The 20230-nt window shown below is 74.9% G+C and carries 17 protein-coding genes and 3 tRNA genes; 6 read left to right on the top strand and 14 right to left on the bottom strand.

Annotated features, from left to right (window positions below; all coding sequences use genetic code 11):
• Window positions 1-804 precede the first annotated feature (804 nt).
• The 6 genes from O2W20_RS06540 to O2W20_RS06515 form a co-directional block, all read right to left on the bottom strand.
• Window positions 805-1455 (bottom strand): hypothetical protein, encoded by a 651-nt coding sequence (locus O2W20_RS06540; protein WP_269170915.1) that lies wholly within the window; start codon window positions 1453-1455, stop codon window positions 805-807.
• Window positions 1452-2615, bottom strand: a complete 1164-nt coding sequence (locus O2W20_RS06535) for a D-alanine--D-alanine ligase family protein (RefSeq protein WP_269170914.1) — start codon at window positions 2613-2615, stop codon at window positions 1452-1454. Before O2W20_RS06535 ends, O2W20_RS06540 begins: the two co-directional genes overlap by 4 nt.
• 11 nt (window positions 2616-2626) lie before the next feature.
• Window positions 2627-3787 carry a cystathionine gamma-lyase gene (locus O2W20_RS06530; RefSeq protein ID WP_269170913.1) on the bottom strand — a complete coding sequence of 387 codons (1161 nt, stop codon included), beginning with the start codon at window positions 3785-3787 and terminating at the stop codon, window positions 2627-2629.
• A 39-nt stretch (window positions 3788-3826) separates the two neighbouring features.
• Entirely contained in the window at window positions 3827-4822 is a 996-nt protein-coding gene (locus O2W20_RS06525; protein WP_269170912.1) for an NAD(P)H-dependent glycerol-3-phosphate dehydrogenase, read from the bottom strand.
• A gap of 186 nt (window positions 4823-5008) precedes the next feature.
• Window positions 5009-6553, bottom strand: coding sequence for an amidohydrolase (locus O2W20_RS06520; protein ID WP_269170911.1), 1545 nt, complete (start codon window positions 6551-6553; stop codon window positions 5009-5011).
• On the bottom strand, window positions 6550-7974 hold the full coding sequence (locus O2W20_RS06515) for a serine hydrolase domain-containing protein (RefSeq protein WP_269170910.1): 1425 nt from the start codon (window positions 7972-7974) through the stop codon (window positions 6550-6552). Before O2W20_RS06515 ends, O2W20_RS06520 begins: the two co-directional genes overlap by 4 nt.
• A 128-nt stretch (window positions 7975-8102) precedes the next feature.
• Between O2W20_RS06515 and cofC the strand changes: the two genes are divergently transcribed.
• Genes cofC through O2W20_RS06500 form a run of 3 tightly spaced genes read left to right on the top strand, consistent with a single transcriptional unit; the run spans window position 8103 to window position 11771 of the window.
• Window positions 8103-8732, top strand: a complete 630-nt coding sequence (gene cofC / locus O2W20_RS06510; RefSeq protein ID WP_269170909.1) for a 2-phospho-L-lactate guanylyltransferase — start codon at window positions 8103-8105, stop codon at window positions 8730-8732.
• A gap of 14 nt (window positions 8733-8746) precedes the next feature.
• Window positions 8747-10819, top strand: a complete 2073-nt coding sequence (locus tag O2W20_RS06505) for an RNA degradosome polyphosphate kinase (protein WP_269170908.1) — start codon at window positions 8747-8749, stop codon at window positions 10817-10819.
• The gene (locus O2W20_RS06500; RefSeq protein WP_269170907.1) at window positions 10803-11771 is read left to right on the top strand and encodes an NUDIX hydrolase; all 969 of its coding nucleotides are present in this window, start codon (window positions 10803-10805) and stop codon (window positions 11769-11771) included. Before O2W20_RS06505 ends, O2W20_RS06500 begins: the two co-directional genes overlap by 17 nt.
• Before the next feature lie 36 nt (window positions 11772-11807).
• Here O2W20_RS06500 and leuD read toward each other — a convergent pair whose 3' ends face one another.
• Together leuD and leuC are read right to left on the bottom strand one after the other, a co-directional pair.
• The gene (leuD, locus tag O2W20_RS06495; RefSeq protein ID WP_269170906.1) at window positions 11808-12413 is read right to left on the bottom strand and encodes a 3-isopropylmalate dehydratase small subunit; all 606 of its coding nucleotides are present in this window, start codon (window positions 12411-12413) and stop codon (window positions 11808-11810) included.
• Window positions 12414-12418: 5 nt separating this feature from the next.
• Window positions 12419-13843, bottom strand: a complete 1425-nt coding sequence (gene leuC, locus O2W20_RS06490; RefSeq protein WP_269170905.1) for a 3-isopropylmalate dehydratase large subunit — start codon at window positions 13841-13843, stop codon at window positions 12419-12421.
• 88 nt (window positions 13844-13931) lie between these two features.
• On the opposite strand from leuC, the gene O2W20_RS06485 reads away from it, so the two are divergent.
• The 3 genes from O2W20_RS06485 to O2W20_RS06475 are packed head-to-tail and all read left to right on the top strand — an operon-like array spanning window position 13932 to window position 15951.
• Entirely contained in the window at window positions 13932-14594 is a 663-nt protein-coding gene (locus O2W20_RS06485; protein ID WP_269170904.1) for an IclR family transcriptional regulator, read from the top strand.
• A 41-nt stretch (window positions 14595-14635) separates the two neighbouring features.
• On the top strand, window positions 14636-15154 hold the full coding sequence (locus O2W20_RS06480; protein ID WP_269170903.1) for a helix-turn-helix domain-containing protein: 519 nt from the start codon (window positions 14636-14638) through the stop codon (window positions 15152-15154).
• Complete coding sequence (locus tag O2W20_RS06475; RefSeq protein WP_269170902.1) at window positions 15151-15951, top strand: M23 family metallopeptidase; 801 nt, start codon at window positions 15151-15153, stop codon at window positions 15949-15951. Before O2W20_RS06480 ends, O2W20_RS06475 begins: the two co-directional genes overlap by 4 nt.
• 66 nt (window positions 15952-16017) lie before the next feature.
• Here the strand turns inward: O2W20_RS06475 and O2W20_RS06470 are convergent.
• The 6 genes from O2W20_RS06470 to O2W20_RS06445 form a co-directional block, all read right to left on the bottom strand.
• A tRNA-Glu gene (locus O2W20_RS06470) sits at window positions 16018-16090 on the bottom strand.
• Between the two features lie 150 nt (window positions 16091-16240).
• Window positions 16241-16313: transfer RNA gene (locus tag O2W20_RS06465), tRNA-Glu, on the bottom strand.
• Between the two features lie 52 nt (window positions 16314-16365).
• Window positions 16366-16437 (bottom strand) — tRNA-Gln (locus O2W20_RS06460).
• A gap of 85 nt (window positions 16438-16522) precedes the next feature.
• Entirely contained in the window at window positions 16523-17884 is a 1362-nt protein-coding gene (locus O2W20_RS06455) for a CPBP family intramembrane glutamic endopeptidase (RefSeq protein WP_269170901.1), read from the bottom strand.
• Window positions 17881-19365, bottom strand: coding sequence for a glutamate--tRNA ligase (gene gltX / locus O2W20_RS06450; protein WP_269170900.1), 1485 nt, complete (start codon window positions 19363-19365; stop codon window positions 17881-17883). Before gltX ends, O2W20_RS06455 begins: the two co-directional genes overlap by 4 nt.
• Window positions 19362-20171: a fumarylacetoacetate hydrolase family protein gene (locus tag O2W20_RS06445; RefSeq protein WP_269158877.1), complete on the bottom strand. Its 810-nt coding sequence runs from the start codon at window positions 20169-20171 to the stop codon at window positions 19362-19364. Before O2W20_RS06445 ends, gltX begins: the two co-directional genes overlap by 4 nt.
• Window positions 20172-20230: the final 59 nt, after the last annotated feature.

Genomic DNA, 20230 nt, shown 5'->3' with positions numbered 1-20230 from the left:
GCCCCTGCTGGTGGCGATGCTGGCCGCCACGCCGGCGCTGGCCGCATGCGGTGTCGGCGGGAGCGAAGCCGGCGCGCCGATGCCTCACGTGGCGGAGTTCGGGCTCGGGCGCGGCACCCCCGAGGAGCGGGAGTTCGTGCTCACTCCACCCCCCAGCCCTCGTGTGGAGGTGCTCCCCGCACCGTCCCCAGGGCCGTCGCTCACTCCGCCGCCCGTGGACGAGGAGTTCTCCGACGCATCGCCCGCGCCCCCGGCCGCGTCACCTGCCCCAGGCCCGGCGTGGTCCTTCGGACCGTCGGTCGCGTGGGTGGACGACGGTCAGTACCTCGGGGTGGTCACCTACGGCAGCAGCAGCTGCCCCAGCGGCCCGCAGTCCGTCGAACTGGTCGCCGACCAGGAGATCGAGATCCGCCTGGGACAGCTGTTCCCTGAACGCGATGTCTGCTCCGCGGACGTGAGCCCGCACGTCACGGTGGTGGAGCTCCCGCCGGGGGGTCACGCCGACCAAGCCACTCGTTGCCCGCTTCGACGACCACGAGGTGACCATCGAGGCCGCTCGTCGCTGACCACCTGCAGCCCGAGCCTGTCACCCGCCCCGACCCCGACCGGCTGCATCAGTCAGCGAGGTGGCAGCGGTGGAGTCGGTAGCGGCAGGTGCGCGCGCTCCTGAGCGGGTGCAGCTCGACATCGGCCGGGTGGCGGTCGCGCCGGGCCGGCCTTGCTAGGCCGCGGTACCTGCGCGGCGGGCTCGGGGCCCCACGTTCCCCCGCCCACGTGCTGCCTCACTGGCGGGAGGCGCCTTCCTCAGCCGGCCGGGAGCCGGGCGAGCTGAGCGGTGGTGACCGCCTCCAGCTCACGGCGCGCCGCCTCGGGGGTGTCGGCGACGGCCGCGACGGCGACGGTGAAGACCCCGACCGAGCACCAGGCGAAGACCGCCGGGCCGGACATCCGGGTCTCCGGCGCCGGGTCGTCCTGGGCGAGCAGCACGCAGTCGTCCGGCAGCCCCCCGGGCGAGCGGTCCAGGTCACCGCCGTAGTGCTCGGCGTCGTTGCGGGCCAGGTCGTCGGCGTAGGTGACCGCGCCGGCCGGGTCGGCGAACTGGTCGATGAAGACGCTGGTCAGCTCCTCATCCGAGCGCCAGAAGCGTTCCCAGCCGCGGGTGTACCCGTAGTCGGCGAGCACCTCCTGCTGGCGCTGCGCGTCCTGCCCGTACCGGGCGACGTCGTCGATCGTCTTCTCCCCCGCCGGCGGGGCCAGCTCGTCGTCGGGCACCCGCGGGAGCCCGGAGGGCACCTCCTCGACCAGCAGCGCCTCCAGCTCGGCCGCGCTCGTCGGGGTCGCCACCGACGCCGCCGCCTCCGGTACCGGGTCGGCGTCGGAGGAGGCGCAGCCGGTGCACGCCGGGGAGACGAGCAGCACTGCCGCCGCGGCGCCCCGCAGCAGCCGCGAGGTCATCCGGCGCCCAGCACGGCACCGTCCCGCGGGCTGCCGTCCGGGACCCGGCCGGCCAGCGCGCTGGCCACCAGCCGGTCGACCAGCTCCGGGTAGCTGACGCCGGAGGCGGCCCACATCCGCGGGAACATCGAGATCGGGGTGAAGCCGGGCATCGTGTTGACCTCGTTGACGACCCACCGGTCGGCACCGGTCGCCGGGTCGGTGGTCAGGAAGAAGTCGACCCGGGCCAGGCCCGCACAGTCCAGGGCCAGGTACGCCCGGCGGGACGTCTCCTGCACCGCCCGGACCTGCTCGGGGGTGAGGTCGGCGGGCACGTCGAACTCGACGGCGTCCTCGAGGTACTTGGCGTCGAAGTCGTACCAGTCGGTGCCCGGCCGCAGCCGGATCTCCGCCGGCAGGCTGACGTCGGGCAGCCCCGCGCCGGGCGCGGCGAGCACCCCGCACTCGATCTCCCGGCCGGGCACCGCGGCCTCGACCACGACCTTCGGGTCGACCGCGGCCGCGGTCGCGACGGCGGCCGGGAACTGCGCCCAGTCGGTGACCTTGGTGATGCCGATGCTGGAGCCGGCGCGGGAGGGCTTGACGAAGACCGGCAGCCCGAGCCGGGCCCGGGCCGCCTCGTCCAGCAGCGCCGGGTCGGCGCAGAGCGCACCGGAGGCGTCGCGCAGCACCACGTGGTCACCCTGCGGGATCCCGGCCGCGGTGAGCAGCTTCTTGGTGAACTCCTTGTCCATCGACGCCGCGCTGGCGAAGACCCCGGAGCCGACGTAGGGCAGCCCGGACATCTCCAGCAGGCCCTGGATGGTGCCGTCCTCGCCGTAGGCGCCGTGCAGCACCGGGAAGACGACGTCGACCTCGGTGAGCCGGCCGATCGCCTGCCCGGCGTCCAGCACCGCCAGCCCCCGACCGGCCGGGTCGCCGACGAGCGACACCGCCATACCGTCGACGACCTCGGGCAGCTGCCCGTCGTCGATGGCCAGGGCCTTGCCGTCGTGCAGCAGCCAGCGGCCGTCCCGGGTGATGCCGACGGGCACCACCTCGTACCGCGCCGGGTCCAGCGCGGCCAGCACGCTCCCGGCCGACACGCAGGAGATCGCGTGCTCCGCGCTCCGCCCGCCGAAGACGACAGCGACCCTGGTCTTGTGCGCCTTCCCGGTCATCGCCGCCGACCCTAGCCGAGGGTCCCGAGCGCGGAAGTCAGGTCGGCCACCAGGTCGGCGGTGTCCTCGATGCCGCAGGAGAACCGCACGAACCCGGCCGGGACGGCGTCCCCGCCCCACTGCGCCCGCCGGTCGACGGTGGTGTGGATGCCGCCGAAGCTGGTCGCGGCCGCGACCAGCCGGCTGCCGCGGACCAGGCGGGCCACGGCGTCGGAGTCGGCGAGCTCGGCGGAGACCACGCCGCTGGGGCGCAGCATCTGCCGGGTCGCCAGCGCGTACGACGGGTCCTGCGGCCGCCAGGGCCACCGGACGCCGCTGACCGCCGGGTGCCCGGCGAGCAGCTCCGACAGCGCGGCCGCGTTGGCGGCCTGCCGGGCCAGCCGCAGGTCCAGGGTGCCCATGGACCGGTGCGCCAGCCACGCCTCGAACACCCCGGGGGTGTTGCCGGTCGTCTTTCGCCAGGCGGCCATCCGGGTGTGCAGCTCCCGGCCGCGCTCGGTGCGGGCCGTGCTGACGTGTCCGAGCAGGACGTCGCTGTGCCCGGTGAGGGCCTTGGTGTCCGAGCCCACGGTGACGTCGGCGCCGAGGGCGAGCGGGCGTTGCCCGATCGGGCTCGCCGTGGTGTTGTCCACCACCAGCACCGCGCCGGAGGCCTGCGTGGCCCGGGCGACGGCGGCGATGTCGCAGACGTCCAGCTGCGGGTTGCTGGGGGTCTCCAGCAGCACCAACCGCGCCCCGTCGAGGTCCCCGCGGGCGGCGACGTCCTCGATCTCCAGGGTGGGCACGAGCTGCACCTGCACCCCGAAGCGGGCCAGCTCGTCGCGCGCGAGCACCCGGGTCGCGTAGTAGCCGTCCGCGGGCAGCACGACCCGGTCGCCGGGGGCGACCAGGGCCAGGACGGCCGAGCTGATCGCCGCCATCCCGGTGGCGAAGGACAGGCAGTCACCGCCGTCCAGCTCGCCGACCGCGCGTTCGAACACCCGCAGCGTCGGGTTGTCCGGGCGGGCGTAGCCGTCGGCGCCCTGCCAGCCGGGCGCCTCGTCCCCGAGGTGGTACGGCGCGGCGAAGACCGGCGACGGGCGGAGCGGGGTGCCCGGCACGGCCGGGTCGTCCCCGGCGTGCACCAGCCGGGTGCCGTCGCCGAGCTCAGGGGGCAGGTCAGGAGCGGTCACGGACGGTCCTCCACGGGTGTGCGACGGCGACCCGGGGGTCTACTCCGGCTTGGCTTCGCGGGACATCATCTCCCGCACCATCTGCGCGGCGGACTCGCCCTCGTGGCAGACCCGGACCACCGCCTCGGTGATCGGCACGTCGACCCCGTGGGCGCGGGCCAGGTCCAGCACCGAGCGGCAGCTCTTCACGCCCTCGGCGGTCTGCCGGGTGATTCGCTCGACCTCGGCGACCGACATCCCCTGGCCGAGGTGCTCACCGAAGGTGCGGTTGCGCGACAGCGGCGAGGAGCAGGTGGCCACCAGGTCGCCCAGCCCGGCCAGCCCGGCGAAGGTGGTCACGTCGGCCCCCAGTGCGATGCCCAGCCGGGCGGTCTCGGCCAGACCACGGGTGATCAGCGAGGCCCGCGTGTTGTCACCGAAGCCGAGGCCGGCGGCGACCCCGCAGGCCAGCGCGATCACGTTCTTCACCGCACCGCCCAGCTCGCAGCCGACCAGGTCCGGGTTGGTGTACGGCCGGAAGTAGCGGGTGTGGCAGGCCACCTGCAGCGCTGCGGCCCGGTCGGCGTCCACGCAGGCGATCACCGTGGCCGAGGGCTGCTCCTCGGCGATCTCCCGGGCCAGGTTGGGCCCGGACAGCGCCGCCACCCGGTCGGCGCCGGCGCCGGTGACCTCGCAGATCACCTCGCTCATCCGCTTGGTCGTGCCGAGCTCCACGCCCTTCATCAGCGACAGCAGCGAGGAGTCGGCGGGCAGCAGCGGCGCCCAGCCGGTGAGGTTGGCCCGCAGCGTCTGGCTCGGGACGGCCAGCACGACGACGTCGGCACCGTCGAGCGCCTCGGCCGCGTCGCCGGTGGCCCGCACCGCGTCGGGCAGCCGCACGCCCGGCAGGTAGTCGGCGTTCTCCCGGGTCGCGGTGATCGCCGCGACCAGCTCAGGACGGCGGGCGTGCAGGGTCACCGAGCACCCGGCGTCGGCGAGCACCTTGGCGAAGGTGGTGCCCCACGAGCCGGCGCCCAGCACGGCGGCGCGGGTCATGCGGCGGCCGCGGTGCGTGGGGCGGGCACGGTGACCGCACTCGGTGACAGGTGCTCGGACACCGGGCCCCCTTTCGTCTCGTGGCCCGCCGGCGCTGCACCGACGACCCAGCCCATGATCGTGCCCCCCGGCCCGGATCGGCCGGTACGCGCCCCCGGGTGTCGGGCGGCCACCTGTCCGCGTCCGTCAGCCGAGCCCGGGTACGCGGTGGGTGAACCGGCCGCCGACCAGCGTGGCCAGGACCTGCGTCGCCCGCAGTCCGTCGGCGCCGTCCCGGGCGAGGACGGTCGCGGGCGGCTCCGCCACGACCACCAGGTCGGCCACGTCCCCGACCCGGACGACGCGGCGTCCACCACTGGCCGCGGCCAGTGCGGTGTCCAGGTCCAGGTGCTGCTCGGGGTGCCAGGCCGGGCGGTCGTCCAGGGACCGGTGGACGGCGCTGGCGATGCCGTCCCAGGGGTCCAGCGGGGCCACCGGCGCGTCCGAGCCGAGCACGATCTCGGCGCCGGCGTCGACCAGCGCCCGGTACGGGAAGGCCCGCGCCGTCCCCTCGGCCCAGTGCTGGTCGGCGGCGTCCCGGTCGTCGAGGGCGTGCCGGGGCTGCACGCTGGCGACCACGCCGAGCTGGGCGAAGCGGGGCAGGTCCGCGTCGTGCACCTGCTGGGCGTGCTCGATCCGGCCGGTGCAGCCGGCGGCGGCGAACCCGTCCAGCGCGACCGCGGCCGCCCGGTCGCCGATGGCGTGCACGGCGAGGTCCAGCCCGGCCGCGCTCCCCCGGCGCAGCAGCCGCTCCAGCTCCGCCGGCGGGGTGCGCAGCATCCCGTGCGCGTCCTCCCCCGCGGCCCCCGGGTAGGGGTCGTGGCAGAACGCGGTGCGGGTGCCGAGCGAGCCGTCGACGAACACCTTCAGCGGGCCCATCCGCACCCGGTCGGCGGCGACCGGGTCGCCCACCCCGGGCAGCGGGTCGCCGCTGCGCAACCCGGCGGCGATCGCCTCCTCCAGCCGGTCGATCCAGACCCCGGCCCGCACGCGCAGCGCGGGACCGCCCTCCTGCAGCCCGGCGCGCCGGGCCCAGGAGGTGACCAGGTCCCCGTACTCGAGGTCGACGACGGCGGTCAGACCGCGCGCCGCCGCCGCAGCCGTGGCCTCCAGGACCCAGCCGTCCAGGACGGCCGGGTCGACCCGGGCGGCCCGGGCCACGACGTCCATCGCCTCCTGCTCCAGCACGACCCCGGTCGGGGTGCTGAGGCCGAAGCGCCGGGTGGCGGCGGAGTTCGCCCAGGTGGTGTGCAGGTCGCCGCTGGCCAGGACCACGCTGGTGTCCGGCGGGACCACCCCGGCCAGGGCCTCGTCCAGGACGGCGGCGGTGGCCGGCTCCGCCCACAGCGCATCCCGGAAGCCGTGGCCCATCACCACGGCGGCCGGCGCGGGGGGTGCGGCCTGCAGCGCGGCGGCCATCAGCGCCGCGGCCTCCTGCGGCGACCGCGCCGCCGAGACGTCGATCCGCCGCCGGGCCGCCGCCCACTGCTCCAGGTGGGTGTGCGCGTCCTGCAGGCCGGGCAGCAGGACGGCGCCGGCCAGGTCCACCACCTGCACCGGCTCGGGCAGCCGGTCGAGCCCCGGGGCACCGGAGGACAGGTCGTCGGCGATCGCCCGCACCCGCCCGTCGGCGACCAGGACGTCGCGGGTCCGGCCGTCCACCCGGACCGACCGCAGCAGCAGCGCGGTCATCGGCCGGCCCCGGCGGCGCGGACCTGGGCGGCCCGCTGCGCCCGGAAGACCTCGGCCGGCCAGGCCGAGATGCCGCCGAACCGCACCGCGGCGGCGGTGCCGTCCTCGGCCCAGGTGTACTCGACCGTCTCCCCGGCCGCCCCGAACCCGGCGACCGCCTCCTGGCGCAGGGTGTCCGGACCCTCGACCGTGAGCTCGAGGTGTTCCTCGGCCGGCTCGGGGGCGCTGGGGTGCAGCAGCACCAGCCGGCCGCCCAGCAGCGCGACGTCCGTTGCTCCCCAGAGGTTCACGAAGCGGCCGGCGTAGCGGGCCAGCTCCGCTGCCGGGCGCTGCGGCTCCCCGGTGGGCGCGGCCAGCGCCAGGTCGAGGAGGCCCAACAGGCCCCGGGCCAACACGTCGGCCGGCCCGTCCACGGCGTTGGTCAGCACGGTGACGACGACCTGGGCCTCCGGGTCGATCCAGGTGCGGGTGATGTGCCCCGGGAAGCCGCCGCTGTGCCCGACGAGCCGGCGCTCACCGACCGTCCGCAGGTCCAGCCCCAGCCCGTAGTGCCGCGGCGTGGCGCCGTGCGCGCGGATCTCTGACTCCGGCCGGCGCATGAGCCGCTTGGTGTCCTCCCGCAGCAGCCGGGTGTCGCCGGTGGTCAGGGCCGCGCCGAAGGCGGTGAGGTCGCGGGCGGTCGACCAGAAGCCGGTCGCGGCGGCCATCGCCCGGGTGTCCACGGCCGGGATGGTCAGCCGGGTGTCCTCCCCGTCCAGCAGACCGGTGTGCCCGGTGGCGTGCTCACCGGCCCGGGCCGCGTCCCACTCCGGGCCGGTGTCGGCCAGACCCAGGGGGTCGAGCACCGCACGCTGCACGTGCTCGGCGTAGGAGATGCCGGTGACCGCCTCGATCGCCGATCCGAGCAGCGAGTAGCCGATGTTGGAGTACTTGAAGTGCTCGTTGCGCTCGAAGACCGCGCCCTCCTCGACCGCGATGCGCAGCAGCAGCTCCGCGTCCGGGAAGGGCCGGCCCAGCTGCCAGTGGTCGTTGTCCCGGCCGTCCCGGATGACACCGCCCTGGTGACCGAGCAGTTCCCGCACGGTGACCGCGGCCAGCGCCGACCCCTCGAGCGCCGGCACCCACTGCCCGATCGGGTCGTCCAGCCGCATCCGGCCGGCCTCGACCAGCTGCAGCACCGCGGTGGCGGTGAAGGTCTTGGAGTGCGAGGCGATCCGGAACAGGTGGCCGGGGGTCAGCGGCGCCCCGCTGTCGGAGTCGGCGACCCCCAGTGCGGTGTCCAGCACCAGCTCCCCACCGACCCGGACGGCAGCCTGCACGCCCGGCACCCGCAGCCGGCGGCGCTGGTGCTCCAGCCACGACTCCAGGTGGCCCGCCGCGGCGGCGGCGACCTCGGCGGTGCGGTCGGGGGTGGTGCTCATCGCGGCGGGCTCCTCGGGGCCGGAGGACTGTGGTGGGGGGAGCAGATCACCTCACCCGGCGACCGGCGCAGCGGCCCCCCGCCACCGGCCGTGCACCCCGCCCGGACCCGGTGTGTTGAGCTTGACCGGTGCAGCGGTGGTCGGTCGTCGTCCCGGCCAAGCGGCTCGCCGCGGCCAAGACCCGGCTGGCGCCGCTGACCGCCGGCACCCCGGCCGTGCACGCGGAGCTGGTGCTGGCCCTGCTGGGCGACACCGTGTCCGCGGCGCTGGCCAGCCCCGCCGTCGGCCTGGTGCTCGTGGTCACCGACGACGCCCAGGCCGCCGCCGTGGTCACCGACCTGGGCGCGCGTGCGGTCGAGGACCGGCCCGGCCGCGGCCTCAACGCCGCCCTGGAGCACGGCGCCCGCGTCGCCCGCGCCGCCGGCGCCGGCCCGCTGGCCGCCCTGCACTCCGACCTGCCCGCCCTGCGGACCGACGAGCTGTCCGGCGCGCTGACCGCGGCAGCCGGCCGGCCGCGCAGCTTCGTCGCCGACACCGCGGGCACCGGGACGACGCTGCTGGCCGTGTCCGCCGGGGAGCTCGACCCGCGCTTCGGCCCCGGGTCCGCCGCCGCCCACACCGGGAGCGGGGCGGTCGCCCTGACCGGGGACTGGCCCGGGCTCCGCCAGGACGTCGACACCCCCGCCGACCTGGCGGCCGCCCGGCACCTCGGGGTCGGGCCGCGGACGACGGGGTTCCTCTCCTCCACCGCCAGGTGAGGCAGGATCGACCCGTGCCCGCTGCCTCTCCACCGCTGCCCGCCGACCGCTTCCTCAATCGCGAGCTCTCGTGGCTGGACTTCAACTCCCGGGTCCTCGAGCTGGCCGAGGACGACGCGCTGCCGTTGCTCGAGCGGGTCAAGTTCCTGTCGATCTTCGCCAGCAACCTCGACGAGTTCTACATGGTCCGCATCGCGGGGATGAAGCGGCGGCAGAGCACCGGGCTGACCGTCCGCTCCCCCGACGGCCTGACCATCCGGGAACAGCTCTCCCGGGTCACCGAGCGCACCCAGGACCTGGTGCACCGGCACGCCAGCGCCTTCGACAAGGACGTCGCCCCGCGGCTGGCCGAGCAGGGCATCCGGATCATCCACTGGTCGGACCTGGCCGAGGCCGACGCGATGCGGCTGCGGGAGTACTTCCGGGACCAGGTCTTCCCCGTGCTCACGCCCCTGGCGGTCGACCCGGCACACCCCTTCCCCTACATCAGCGGGCTCTCGCTGAACCTCGCCGTCTCGGTGCGCGACCCGGACACCGGCGCCCCCCGCTTCGCCCGGATCAAGGTGCCCAACAACGTGCCGCGCTTCATCCCGATCGGGGCGAGCACGCACAGCACGGACGCCGAGGCGGTGTTCCTCCCGCTGGAGGACCTGATCGCGGCCCACCTCACCGCGCTGTTCCCCGGCCTGGAAGTCATCGACCACCACCTGTTCCGGGTCACCCGCAACGCCGACCTGGAGGTCGAGGAGGACCGCGACGAGGACCTGCTGCAGGCCCTCGAGCGGGAGCTGGCCCGGCGCCGGTTCGGCCCGGCCGTGCGGCTGGAGGTCACCGAGACGATGGACCCGCAGATCCTCGACGTCCTGGTGCACGAGCTGGAGATCAGCCCGGCCGACGTCGTCTCGGTGCCCGGGCTGCTCGACCTCGGGTCGCTGATGGCGCTCTACGACCTGGACCGGCCCGAGCTGAAGGACGAGCCGTTCGTGCCGGCCACCCACCCGCGGCTCAGCGAGGGCGAGACCCCCAAGAGCGTGTTCGCCACGCTGCGGGAGGGGGACGTGCTGGTGCACCACCCCTACGACTCCTTCGCCACCAGCGTGCAGCGCTTCATCGAGCAGGCCGCCGCCGACCCGCACGTGCTGGCGATCAAGCAGACGCTGTACCGCACGTCGGGTGACTCCCCGATCGTCTCGGCGCTGATCGAGGCGGCCCAGGCGGGCAAGCAGGTCGTCGTCCTGGTCGAGATCAAGGCCCGGTTCGACGAGGAGGCCAACATCAGCTGGGCCCGCTCGCTGGAGCGCGCCGGCTGCCACGTCGTCTACGGGCTGGTCGGCCTGAAGACGCACTGCAAGACCGCGCTGGTCGTCCGGATGGAGCACGGGGTGATCCGCCGGTACTGCCACATCGGCACCGGCAACTACAACCCGAAGACCGCCCGGATCTACGAGGACCTCGGCATCCTCACCGCCGACCCCCGGGTGGGCGCGGACCTCACCGACCTGTTCAACACCCTCACCGGCTACTCCCGGCAGACCACCTACCGCTCGCTGATGGTCGCCCCGCACGGGATCCGCACCGGCCTGGTCGAGAAGATCCGCCGCGAGGCCCGGCACGCCGCAGAGGGCAAGCCCGCCGGGGTCCGGATCAAGGTGAACTCGCTGGTCGACGAGCAGATCATCGACGCGCTGTACGAGGCGTCGCTGGCCGGCGTGCCGGTGGAGCTGGTCATCCGCGGCATCTGCGCCCTACGACCGGGTGTGCCGGGGCTGAGCGAGAACATCCGGGTGCGCTCGATCGTCGGCCGGTTTCTGGAGCACTCCCGGGTGGTCAACTTCGCCAACGACGGTTCCCCGGAGTGGTGGCTGGGCAGCTCGGACCTGATGCACCGCAACCTGGACCGGCGGGTGGAGGTGCTGCTCCGGGTCAACGACCCGGTGGCGGCCCGCCAGCTGAAGCGCATGTTCGACGAGGCGATGGCCCCCGACGTGCGCAGCTGGCAGCTGGCCGGTGACGCGAGCTGGACCCGCACCGGCGAGCGGGACAACCAGAAGGAGCTGCTGGCGCTGCGGGGTGAGAACGCTGGCTGAGGACGACCGGTTGATCGCCGCCGCCGGCGGCGTGGTCTGGCGCACCGGCGACGGCGGCGCGCTCGAGACCGCGGTGGTGCACCGGCCCAAGTACGACGACTGGTCGCTGCCCAAGGGCAAGCTGGACGCCGGTGAGCACCCGCTGGTCGCCGCCGTCCGGGAGGTCGGCGAGGAGACCGGCCTGCAGGTGGTGGTCGGCCGGCGCAGCGTGCAGACCCGTTACGAGACCCGGCACGGTCCCAAACGGGTCGACTACTGGGTCATGGAGGCCGTCGGCGGGGAGTTCGCCGCCAACGACGAGGTCGACGAGCTCCGCTGGCTGCCGGTGTCCACGGCCGTCGAGCTGGTCACCCACAGCCACGACCGGGCGGTGCTCGAGGACCTCGCCCGCACTGACGTGCCCCGGCCCCCCCGGGTGCTGCTGGTACGGCACGCCTCGGCCGGCGACCGGTCGGCCTGGGACGGCCCGGACGACCAGCGCCCGCTGGACCGACGGGGCCGCGCGCAGGCCGCGACGCTGGCCGCGGTCCTGCCGGTCTTCGGGCCGGCCCGGCTGTTGAGCGCCCCGCCGGTGCGCTGCGGGCAGACCCTCGACCCGCTGGCCCGCGAGCTGGGGATGACCGTCGGGTCGGTGCCCGAGCTGGGCGAGGAGGGGTTCGACGCCGACCCGCAGGCCGGCGTCGAGCTGGTGACGGGGCTGCTGGCCGACGCCGACGCCGTCGGCCCGGTGGTCATCTGCAGCCAGGGCGGGGCCATCCCCGCAGTCCTGCTCGCCCTGGGGGCGCGGTGGCACGGCACGGCCGGGGCGCTGTGGCCGCCGTCGGCCAAGGGCAGTGTGTGGGCGCTGGGCGGTCGGCCCGGTGCCCTCGTCGCCGACTACTACCGCGACTTCAGCGCCGACCCCGCGGCCCCGGCCGGCACGCTGACGCCGAGCACCGCCGGCCGGGGCTGAGACCGGCCCACTCCGCGAGCCTCCGAGGGGCCGGGCTCAGGCGGGGAGCGCCGGCAGCGAGCGGGGCAGCCAGGACGGGCGCTGGGCCTCGAACGCGGTGACGTCGTCGAGGTGCCGCTCGGTGAGGCCGACGTCGTCGAGCCCCTCCAGCAGCCGCCACCGGGTGTAGTCGTCGGTCTCGAACGGCACCGTGACCGAGCCGTAGGTGACCTGCTTCGCGCGCAGGTCCACGGTCACCGGGGTGGCCGGGTCGGCCTCGATCGCGGCCCACAGCGCCTCCACCTCGGGCTCGGCCATGAGCACGGTGAGCAGCCCCGACTTGGTCGAGTTGTTCTTGAAGATGTCGGCGAACCGGGAGCTGATCACCACCCGGAAGCCACCGTCCATCAGCGCCCAGACCGCGTGCTCCCGGGAGGAACCGGTGCCGAAGTCCGGCCCGGCGACCAGGATCGAGGCGTCGGCGTACTGCGGCTGGTTGAGCACGAAGTCCGGCTCGTTGGTGCGCCAGGCGACGAACAGCCCGTCCTCGAACCCCGTGCGGGTGATCCGCTTGAGGTACTCGGCCGGGATGATCTGGTCGGTGTCGACGTTGCTGCGGCGCAGCGGGGCGGCGGTGCCGGTGTGCGTGGTGAAGGCGTCCATGTCGGTCAGACTCCAGCGGGGATCGAGGCGTCGGGCAGGTCGGCGGGGGCGGTGAGCCGGCCGGTGAGCGCGGTCGCCGCGGCGACGGCCGGCGACACCAGGTGGGTGCGCCCGCCCTTGCCCTGCCGACCCTGGAAGTTGCGGTTGCTGGTGGAGGCCGAGCGCTCGCCCGGCTTCAGCTGGTCGGGGTTCATGCCCAGGCACATCGAGCAGCCCGCGCCCCGCCACTCCGCGCCGGCGTCGAGGAACACCTGGTCCAGCCCCTCGGCCTCGGCCTGCAGCTTGACCTGCACCGAACCGGGGACGACCAGCATCCGGGTGCTGGCGTCGACGTGCTTGCCCTTGAGCAGGGCGGCGGCGACCCGGAGGTCCTCGATCCGGCCGTTGGTGCACGACCCGAGGAAGACGGTGTCGACGTCGATCTCGCGCAGCGGGGTGCCGGCGGTCAGCCCCATGTAGGCCAGTGCCGACTCGGCGGCCCGGCGCTCGTTCTCGTCGGCGATCGTGGCCGGATCGGGCACCGTGGCGTCGATCGGCAGCCCCTGGCCCGGGTTGGTGCCCCAGGTGACGTAGGGGGTCAGCGAGGCCGCGTCGATGTGCACCTCGTGGTCGAAGACGGCGTCGTCGTCGGTGGTGAGCGTCGACCAGTGCGCGACGGCGGCGTCCCAGTCGGCGCCCTGCGGGGCGTGCGGGCGGCCGGCCAGGAAGTCGAACGTCGTCTGGTCGGGGGCGATGAGCCCGGCGCGGGCGCCGGCCTCGATCGACATGTTGCAGATCGTCATCCGGGCTTCCATGGACAGCCCCTGGATCGCGCTGCCCCGGTACTCGATGACGTGCCCTTGGCCGCCGCCGGTGCCGATCTGGGCGATGACGGCGAGGATGACGTCCTTGGCCGAGACGCCCGGGGGCAGCTCGCCGTCGACGGTGACCGCCATCTGCTTGGCCGGCAGCTGCGGCAGCGTCTGGGTGGCCAGCACGTGCTCGACCTCGCTGGTGCCGATGCCGAAGGCCAGCGCGCCGAAGGCGCCGTGGGTGGAGGTGTGGCTGTCGCCGCAGACGATGGTCATGCCCGGCTGGGTGAGCCCCAGCTGCGGGCCGATGACGTGCACGATGCCCTGGTCGCGGTCGCCCATCGGGGCCAGCCGGATGCCGAACTCGGCGGCGTTGCGCCGGAGCGCGTCCACCTGGGCCCGGCTGATCGGGTCGGCGATCGGCGACAGGATGTCCAGAGTCGGGACGTTGTGGTCCTCGGTGGCCATGGTGAGGTCCGGCCGGCGCACGGTGCGCCCGGCGGCCCGCAGCCCGTCGAAGGCCTGCGGGCTGGTCACCTCGTGCACGAGGTGGAGGTCGATGTAGAGCAGGTCGGGCTCTCCCGCCGTCCGCCGGACGACGTGCTGTTCGTACACCTTCTGCGCCAGGGTCCTGCCCACGGGGTCCTCCTCGTTGCCATCTCACATGTTGGGATGCGAGTATTGCTGCGTGGGACAGCCTAACCCCGTCGCGGTCCTGGACAAAGCCGTGGCCATCCTCCGCGCCGTCTCGGCCGAGCCGGCCAGCCTCGCCGAGCTGGTGGCGCGCACCGAGCTGCCACGAGCGACCGCACACCGGCTGGCCACGGCCCTGGAGGCCCACCGGCTGCTGCGGCGCACCGACACGGGCACCTGGGCCCCCGGCCCGGCGCTCGCCGAGCTCGGGCGAGGCGGCGTCGACCTCGGTGACCTGGCCGGCCGCCACCTGGCGGTGCTGCGGGATGCCACCGGCGAGAGCGCCCAGTTCTACGTGCGCGACGGCGGCAGCCGCGTGTGCATCGCCGTCGCCGAGCGCGCCAGCGGGCTCCGCGACACGGTGCCACTGGGGGCGCGGCTCCCCCTGACCGCCGGGTCGGCCGCGCACGTGCTGCTGGCCTTCTCCCCCGCCGAGGAGGTCACCGCCCTGCTGCCGGCGGCCAGCTTCACCGCCCGCACCCTGCTCGACGTCCGCCGCCGCGGCTGGGCGCACAGCGTCGCCGAGCGCGAGGCCGGGGTCGCCTCGCTGTCCGCGCCGGTGCGGGACGGCGCCGGCGGGGTGCTGGGTGCCGTCTCGATCTCCGGGCCGGTCGAACGACTGGGCCGCCGCCCCAGCCCCGAGGTGGTCAGCGCCGTCCTGGACGCCGCCGTGGCGCTCTCCCGCGCCGCCCGCTGAGACGCTTGCTCGTTCGTACGTAGTTACGTAGTCTGCGGTGCGTGGACGACGCGCGACTGACCCGGATCGAGGAGCGGCTGGCGGCGCTGGAGGCGCGGCCGGGCGCCGTACCGACCGACGCGCCGGCCGGCCTGCCGACGCCGGAGCGGTTCTGGCTGCTGCAGGCGCTGGCCGCCGAAGCGGCCGAGCTGCCCGGTGGCGCGGTCGCCTACGGCGGCCAGGTGCGGCTGCCCGGCGGCGAGGAGTACGCCTGGCAGCGGACGCACGGCGCCGAGGAGCTGCGCACCGCCGGGGCGGACGACGACGACGCCCTCGCCGCCGCCCTGTCGGCGCTCGCCCACCCGGTCCGGCTCCGGCTGCTCCGGGAGGTGCTCGGTGGGCACACCACCACCGCCGCGCTGGCGGCACTCCCCGGGCTGGGCACCACCGGTCAGCTGCACCACCACCTGCGCCAGCTGACCGCCGCCGGCTGGCTGCGCACGGGCGGCCGGGGCAGCTACGGCGTGCCTGCGGATCGGGTCGTCCCGCTGCACGTCGTCCTGGCGGCGGTGACCCCGTGACCGGCGCGACCGCCCGCCGGCTGGCGGCCCGGTCCCGCCCGCCGCTGCCCGCGCTCGGCGTGCTGCTGATCCTGGCCGACCTCGCCGGTCTCCTGGCCTGGAGTGCACTGGCCGGCGTCGTCGTCCTTGTCGGGTCCGGCCTGCTCGACCGGGTGGCGCCGCCCGCGGCCCCGGTGCGGGTGGTCGAGCCGCCGGTGCGCGGCCCCTGGCGGGCGCTGAACTCCCCTGCCACGAAGGTCCCCTCGCACGGGGTCAACAGCCTCGGCCAGACCTACGCCGTCGACCTGGTGCTGGACCCGCCCGGCGGCCGCCCGGAGTTCGGGTCCGGTGGGCAGTGGCGCCGACCCGAGGAGTACCCGGCGTTCGGGCAGCCGGTGTTGAGCCCGGTCGCGGGCGTGGTGGTGCGCGTGCACCAGCGGCGACGCGACCACCGGGCCCGCAGCGGCTGGCTGTCGATCCTGTACCTGCTGGTCGTCGAGGGCTTCGTCCGACAGGTCGGCGGCACCCGGTGGCTGGCCGGCAACCACGTCGTCGTCCGCGCCGATGAGGGCGCGCACGCAGTCCTGGTCCACCTGCGGCGCGGCTCGGTCCGGGTGCGCCCCGGCGACCGGGTCACCGCCGGCCAACAACTCGCCGAGTGCGGCAACTCGGGGAACAGCAGCGAACCGCACCTGCACGTCCAGCTCTGCGACTCCGCGGGGCTGGCCGGGGCCGCCGGGCTGCCGATGGCCTTCCGGGCCGGAGCCGCCGACGGGCGCGACGGCGTGCCGGCCGACGGCGAGCTGCTGTCCGCCTGAGGGGACAGGACACCCGGAGACGACGAAAGCCCCCGACCCGGGTGGGGTCGGGGGCTCTGTCAGGTGTAGCCCCGAAGGGATTCGAACCCTCGCTACCGCCGTGAGAGGGCGGCGTCCTGGGCCGCTAGACGACGGGGCCAGGTGCTGCGGCGCCGATTCTGCCAGACGGTCGAGCCGCCTTCGCGCGACCCCTCCCGGTGGCGCCGCCGGGCGCGGGAACCTCGCCCCGAGGGTGCGCAGAGACGACGAGAGCCCCCGACCCGGGTGGGGTCGGGGGCTCTGTCAGGTGTAGCCCCGAAGGGATTCGAACCCTCGCTACCGCCGTGAGAGGGCGGCGTCCTGGGCCGCTAGACGACGGGGCCAGGTGCTGCTGTGGAACTGTGGTGCGGTCGTGCTGAGGAGCCGTGCTCCTCGCTGGGGTACCAGGACTCGAACCTAGACTAACGGAACCAGAAACCGTCGGGCTGCCAATTACCCCATACCCCAATGGCCGTTCAGCACCTTGCGGCGCCGGGAAGAGACGATACCCGATCCGGACGGAGGGGGCGCAGGCACCCCCTCCCTCGGCGGGTCAGTCCCCCTTCGGCCGACCCCACCCGCCCGTCGGCGGGCCCGCCGCCCAGGGCCTCGGTGCCGGCGGGTCGCCCCACGGCGACGGAGCCGACCCAGCCGACGGCGGCGGAGCCGACGACCCGGCCCACGGCGGCGGAGCGGGCGGCCCGCCCCACCGAGGCTGAGCTGGTCCGGCCGAAGGCGACGCCGTCAGCTGCAGCGCGGGGCTGAGCAGCTCCGGGCGCAGCCGCCGGCTGGCGACGGCCACCCAGACGACAAAGGCCACCATGCCCGTCATCCCGAGCAGGGTCGTCGCCAGGCTCAGCGCGCCGCCGGGGTCGGCCGTGGCGAGCTCCTCCCCCAGTGCCCCGGCCATGATGAAGATCACCACGTTGTTGACCGCGTGCAGTGCGATGGCTGCCTCCAGCCCCCCGGTCAGCCAGACCGCTGCCGACAGCACCAGGCCGATGACGAACCGGTAGAGGAAGGACTCGACGTCCGGTGGCGCGTGCGCTGCGGAGAAAAGCGCAGCCGTCAGCACCCCCGCGACGACCGCACCGGTCTGCGGACGGCCGACCCAGCCGGCGATCGCCTGGCTCAGGTACCCGCGGAAGAAGTACTCCTCGGCCGCGCACTGCAGCGGCGTCGTCAGCAGGACGACCAGGAGGAGCCAGCCGAAGGAGGAGGTCGGCCCCGTGATCGACAGGTCGGTGGCCGCGACGGTGAGCAGCAGGCCGATGGCGACCGCGAGCCCGAGGGTCGCCAGGGCACGCCAGGTCCAGGGCAGCAGCATCTGCCAGCGCAGCCGGCCCAGCACCGAGGACGACCAGCCGATCCGCAGCCCGTGCGGCACCAGCCAGCACACCCACACGATCGGGATGGCCACGATCAGCGAGGCGTTGGTGACCAGCAGCACCCTGATGTCGGTGAGGTCCTGCATGGCGAGGTCCGGCACCACCCCGGTCAGCAGGACGACCAGCACCAGCACCACGGCCGCCACCCCGTAGAGCACGGTGAACAGCAGCAGGCCCAGCACCGGCCGCCACCACGCCCAGTCCCGCGTCCGCATCAGCAGGAAGTAGGGCTGGGGGACGTCGTGCGGGGGCGCCCCGGGCGGGGCGGCCGGCCTGGGCGGTCCCGACGGCGGCTGCGCAGGAGGCGGGTGGGGGTGCTGCGCCGGGGGCGGGTAGGGGTGCTGCGCCGGGGGCGGGTAGGGCGGCACCCCGGGTGGGGTCCACCCGGGGGCGGCCGGCCAGCCAGCGGGACCGCCCGGCGGAGGGCCGAGGGGCACCCGGGGCGGGGCGCCGTACCGGCCGGTCGGCGGCGGGCCGGTGTAGGGCGGCTCGGCCTGGCCCCCGGCGCCCCAGCCCCCGCCGGTCATCCGGTCGCTGTCCCGCGGGCTGCGGCGAGCCGGGTGAGGGTGCGCTCGCGGCCCAGCAGCTCCATCGACTCGTACAGCGGCGGGGAGACCGTGCGGCCGCTGACGGCCACCCGCACCGGACCGAACGCCTGCCGGGGCTTGCGGCCGAGCCCCTCGACGAGGGCCTCCTTGAGCGCCGTCTCGATCGCGGCGGTCGTCCACTCCGGGAGCGCCTGCAGCGCCGCGGTCGCGGCGTCCAGCACCTCACCGGCGCCGGCGCCGAGCTGCTTCTCCGCGGCCGCGGGATCGATCTCGACGTCCTCGGTGAACAGGAAGCCGAGCAGCCCGACGGCGTCGGAGAGCACGATCATCCGCTCCTGGGCCAGCGGGGCGATCGCCCCGAGCGTGGCGGCCTGCTCGGCGGTGGGCGGGTCGGCGACCAACCCGGCGCCCACCAGGTACGGCGTCACCGCGGTGAGGAACTCCTCCACCGGCAGCGCCCGCAGGTGGGTGGCATTGATCGCCTCGGCCTTCTTCAGGTCGAAGCGGGCGGGGTTGGCACTGACGCTGTCGACGTCGAAGGCCTCGGCCAGTTCCGCCGGCGAGAAGATGTCCCGGTCCTCGGCGATCGACCAGCCGAGCAGGGCCAGGTAGTTGACCAGCCCGGCGGGCAGGAAGCCGCGGTCCCGGTAGACGTCGAAGTTCGACTGCGGGTCCCGCTTGGACAGCTTCTTGTTGCCCTCCCCCATCACCAGGGGCAGGTGCCCGAAGCGCGGGGTGCCGGTGGCGACACCGATGTCGGTGAGCGCCCGGTACAGCGCGATCTGCCGCGGGGTCGAGGGCAGCAGGTCCTCTCCCCGCAGCACGTCGGTGATGCCCATCAGGGCGTCGTCGACCGGGTTCACCAGCGTGTACAGCGGGGTGCCGTTGCCGCGGACGAGCACGAAGTCGGGGACGGCGCCGGCGGCGAACCGGACCTCTCCGCGCACGTGGTCGGTCCAGGCGAGGTCCTCCTCCGGCATCCGGAGGCGGAGCACCGGCTCGCGGCCCTCGGCCCGGAACGCGGACTTCTGCGCATCGGTCAGGAACCGGTCGGCGTTGTCGTAGCCGAGCTTGGGGTCCTGACCGGCAGCCCGGCGACGGGCGTCGACCTCCTCGTTGGTGGAGAACGACTCGTACGCGTGCCCGGAAGCGAGCAGCTTCGCTGCCACGTCCTGGTAGAGCTCCGACCGCTCGGACTGCCGGTAGGGCCCGTGCGGACCGCCCACCTCCGGGCCCTCGTCCCAGGTCAGTCCGAGCCACCGCAGGCAGTCCAGCAGATGCCGCTCGGACTCCAGGGTGTTGCGGGCCGGGTCGGTGTCCTCGATCCGGACGACGAACTGGCCACCGGTGTGCCGGGCGTAGGCCCAGTTGTAGAGCGCCGCCCGCATCACGCCCACGTGCACCGTGCCGGTCGGGGACGGGCAGAACCGGGTGCGGACCGGACCGGCCGGGGCGGTCATCGGACGCCGGCCGTGGAGGTCGGGTCGGCACCGGCGACCGTGCTGGTCAGCGTGCCCAGGCCCTCGATCGTGCACTCGACGCGCTGCCCCGGCGCGATCGGGCCGACGCCGGCCGGGGTGCCGGTCAGCACCACGTCACCGGGCAGCAGGGTCATCACCTGCGAGATGTGCGAGATCAGCGTCGGCACGCCGAACAGCAGCTGGCTGGTCCGGCCGGACTGGCGCAGCTCGCCGTCGACGCTGCAGGTGATCTCCAGGTCCGCCGGGTCCTTGCCGAGGCCGGCCAGGTCGGTCTCGATCCACGGGCCGAGCGGGCAGAAGGAGTCGAAGCCCTTCGCCCGGGTCCACTGCCCGTCGTTGCGCTGCATGTCCCGCTCGGTCACGTCGTTGCCGATCGTGTAGCCGAAGACGCTGGACAGCGCCTGCTCCGGGCTGACCTGGCGGGCGCCGCGCGCCCCGATCACGACGGCGAGCTCGACCTCGTGGTGCACGTTCGTGCTGCCGGCCGGGATGCGGATCGCGTCACCCGGGCCGATCACCGTGGTGGAGGGCTTGAGGAAGACCAGCGGCTCCTTTGGCGCATCCCCCGTCGCCATCTCCTGCACGTGGTCGGCGTAGTTCTTGCCGATGCCGACCACCTTGCTGGGGAGGATCGGCGAGAGCAGCCGGACGTCGGCCGCGGCGTACCGCTGACCGGTGAAGGAGATCTGACCGAACGGGTGGCCTTCGATCTGGGCGACCTGGCCGTCCCCGTCGAGGACCCCGAAGGACATGCCGGCTGGGTGGGCGAAGCGGACGATGCGCACGTCCTCAGGCTAGTCGGGGCTCCCTGTCCGGCCACCGTGCGGCATCCCCAGGTCGCTAC

Origin of the sequence: Modestobacter sp. VKM Ac-2982 (assembly GCF_026967935.1) — a bacterium.
Classification (GTDB): domain Bacteria; phylum Actinomycetota; class Actinomycetes; order Mycobacteriales; family Geodermatophilaceae; genus Modestobacter.
This window is presented reverse-complemented; position numbering and strand designations above follow the sequence as displayed.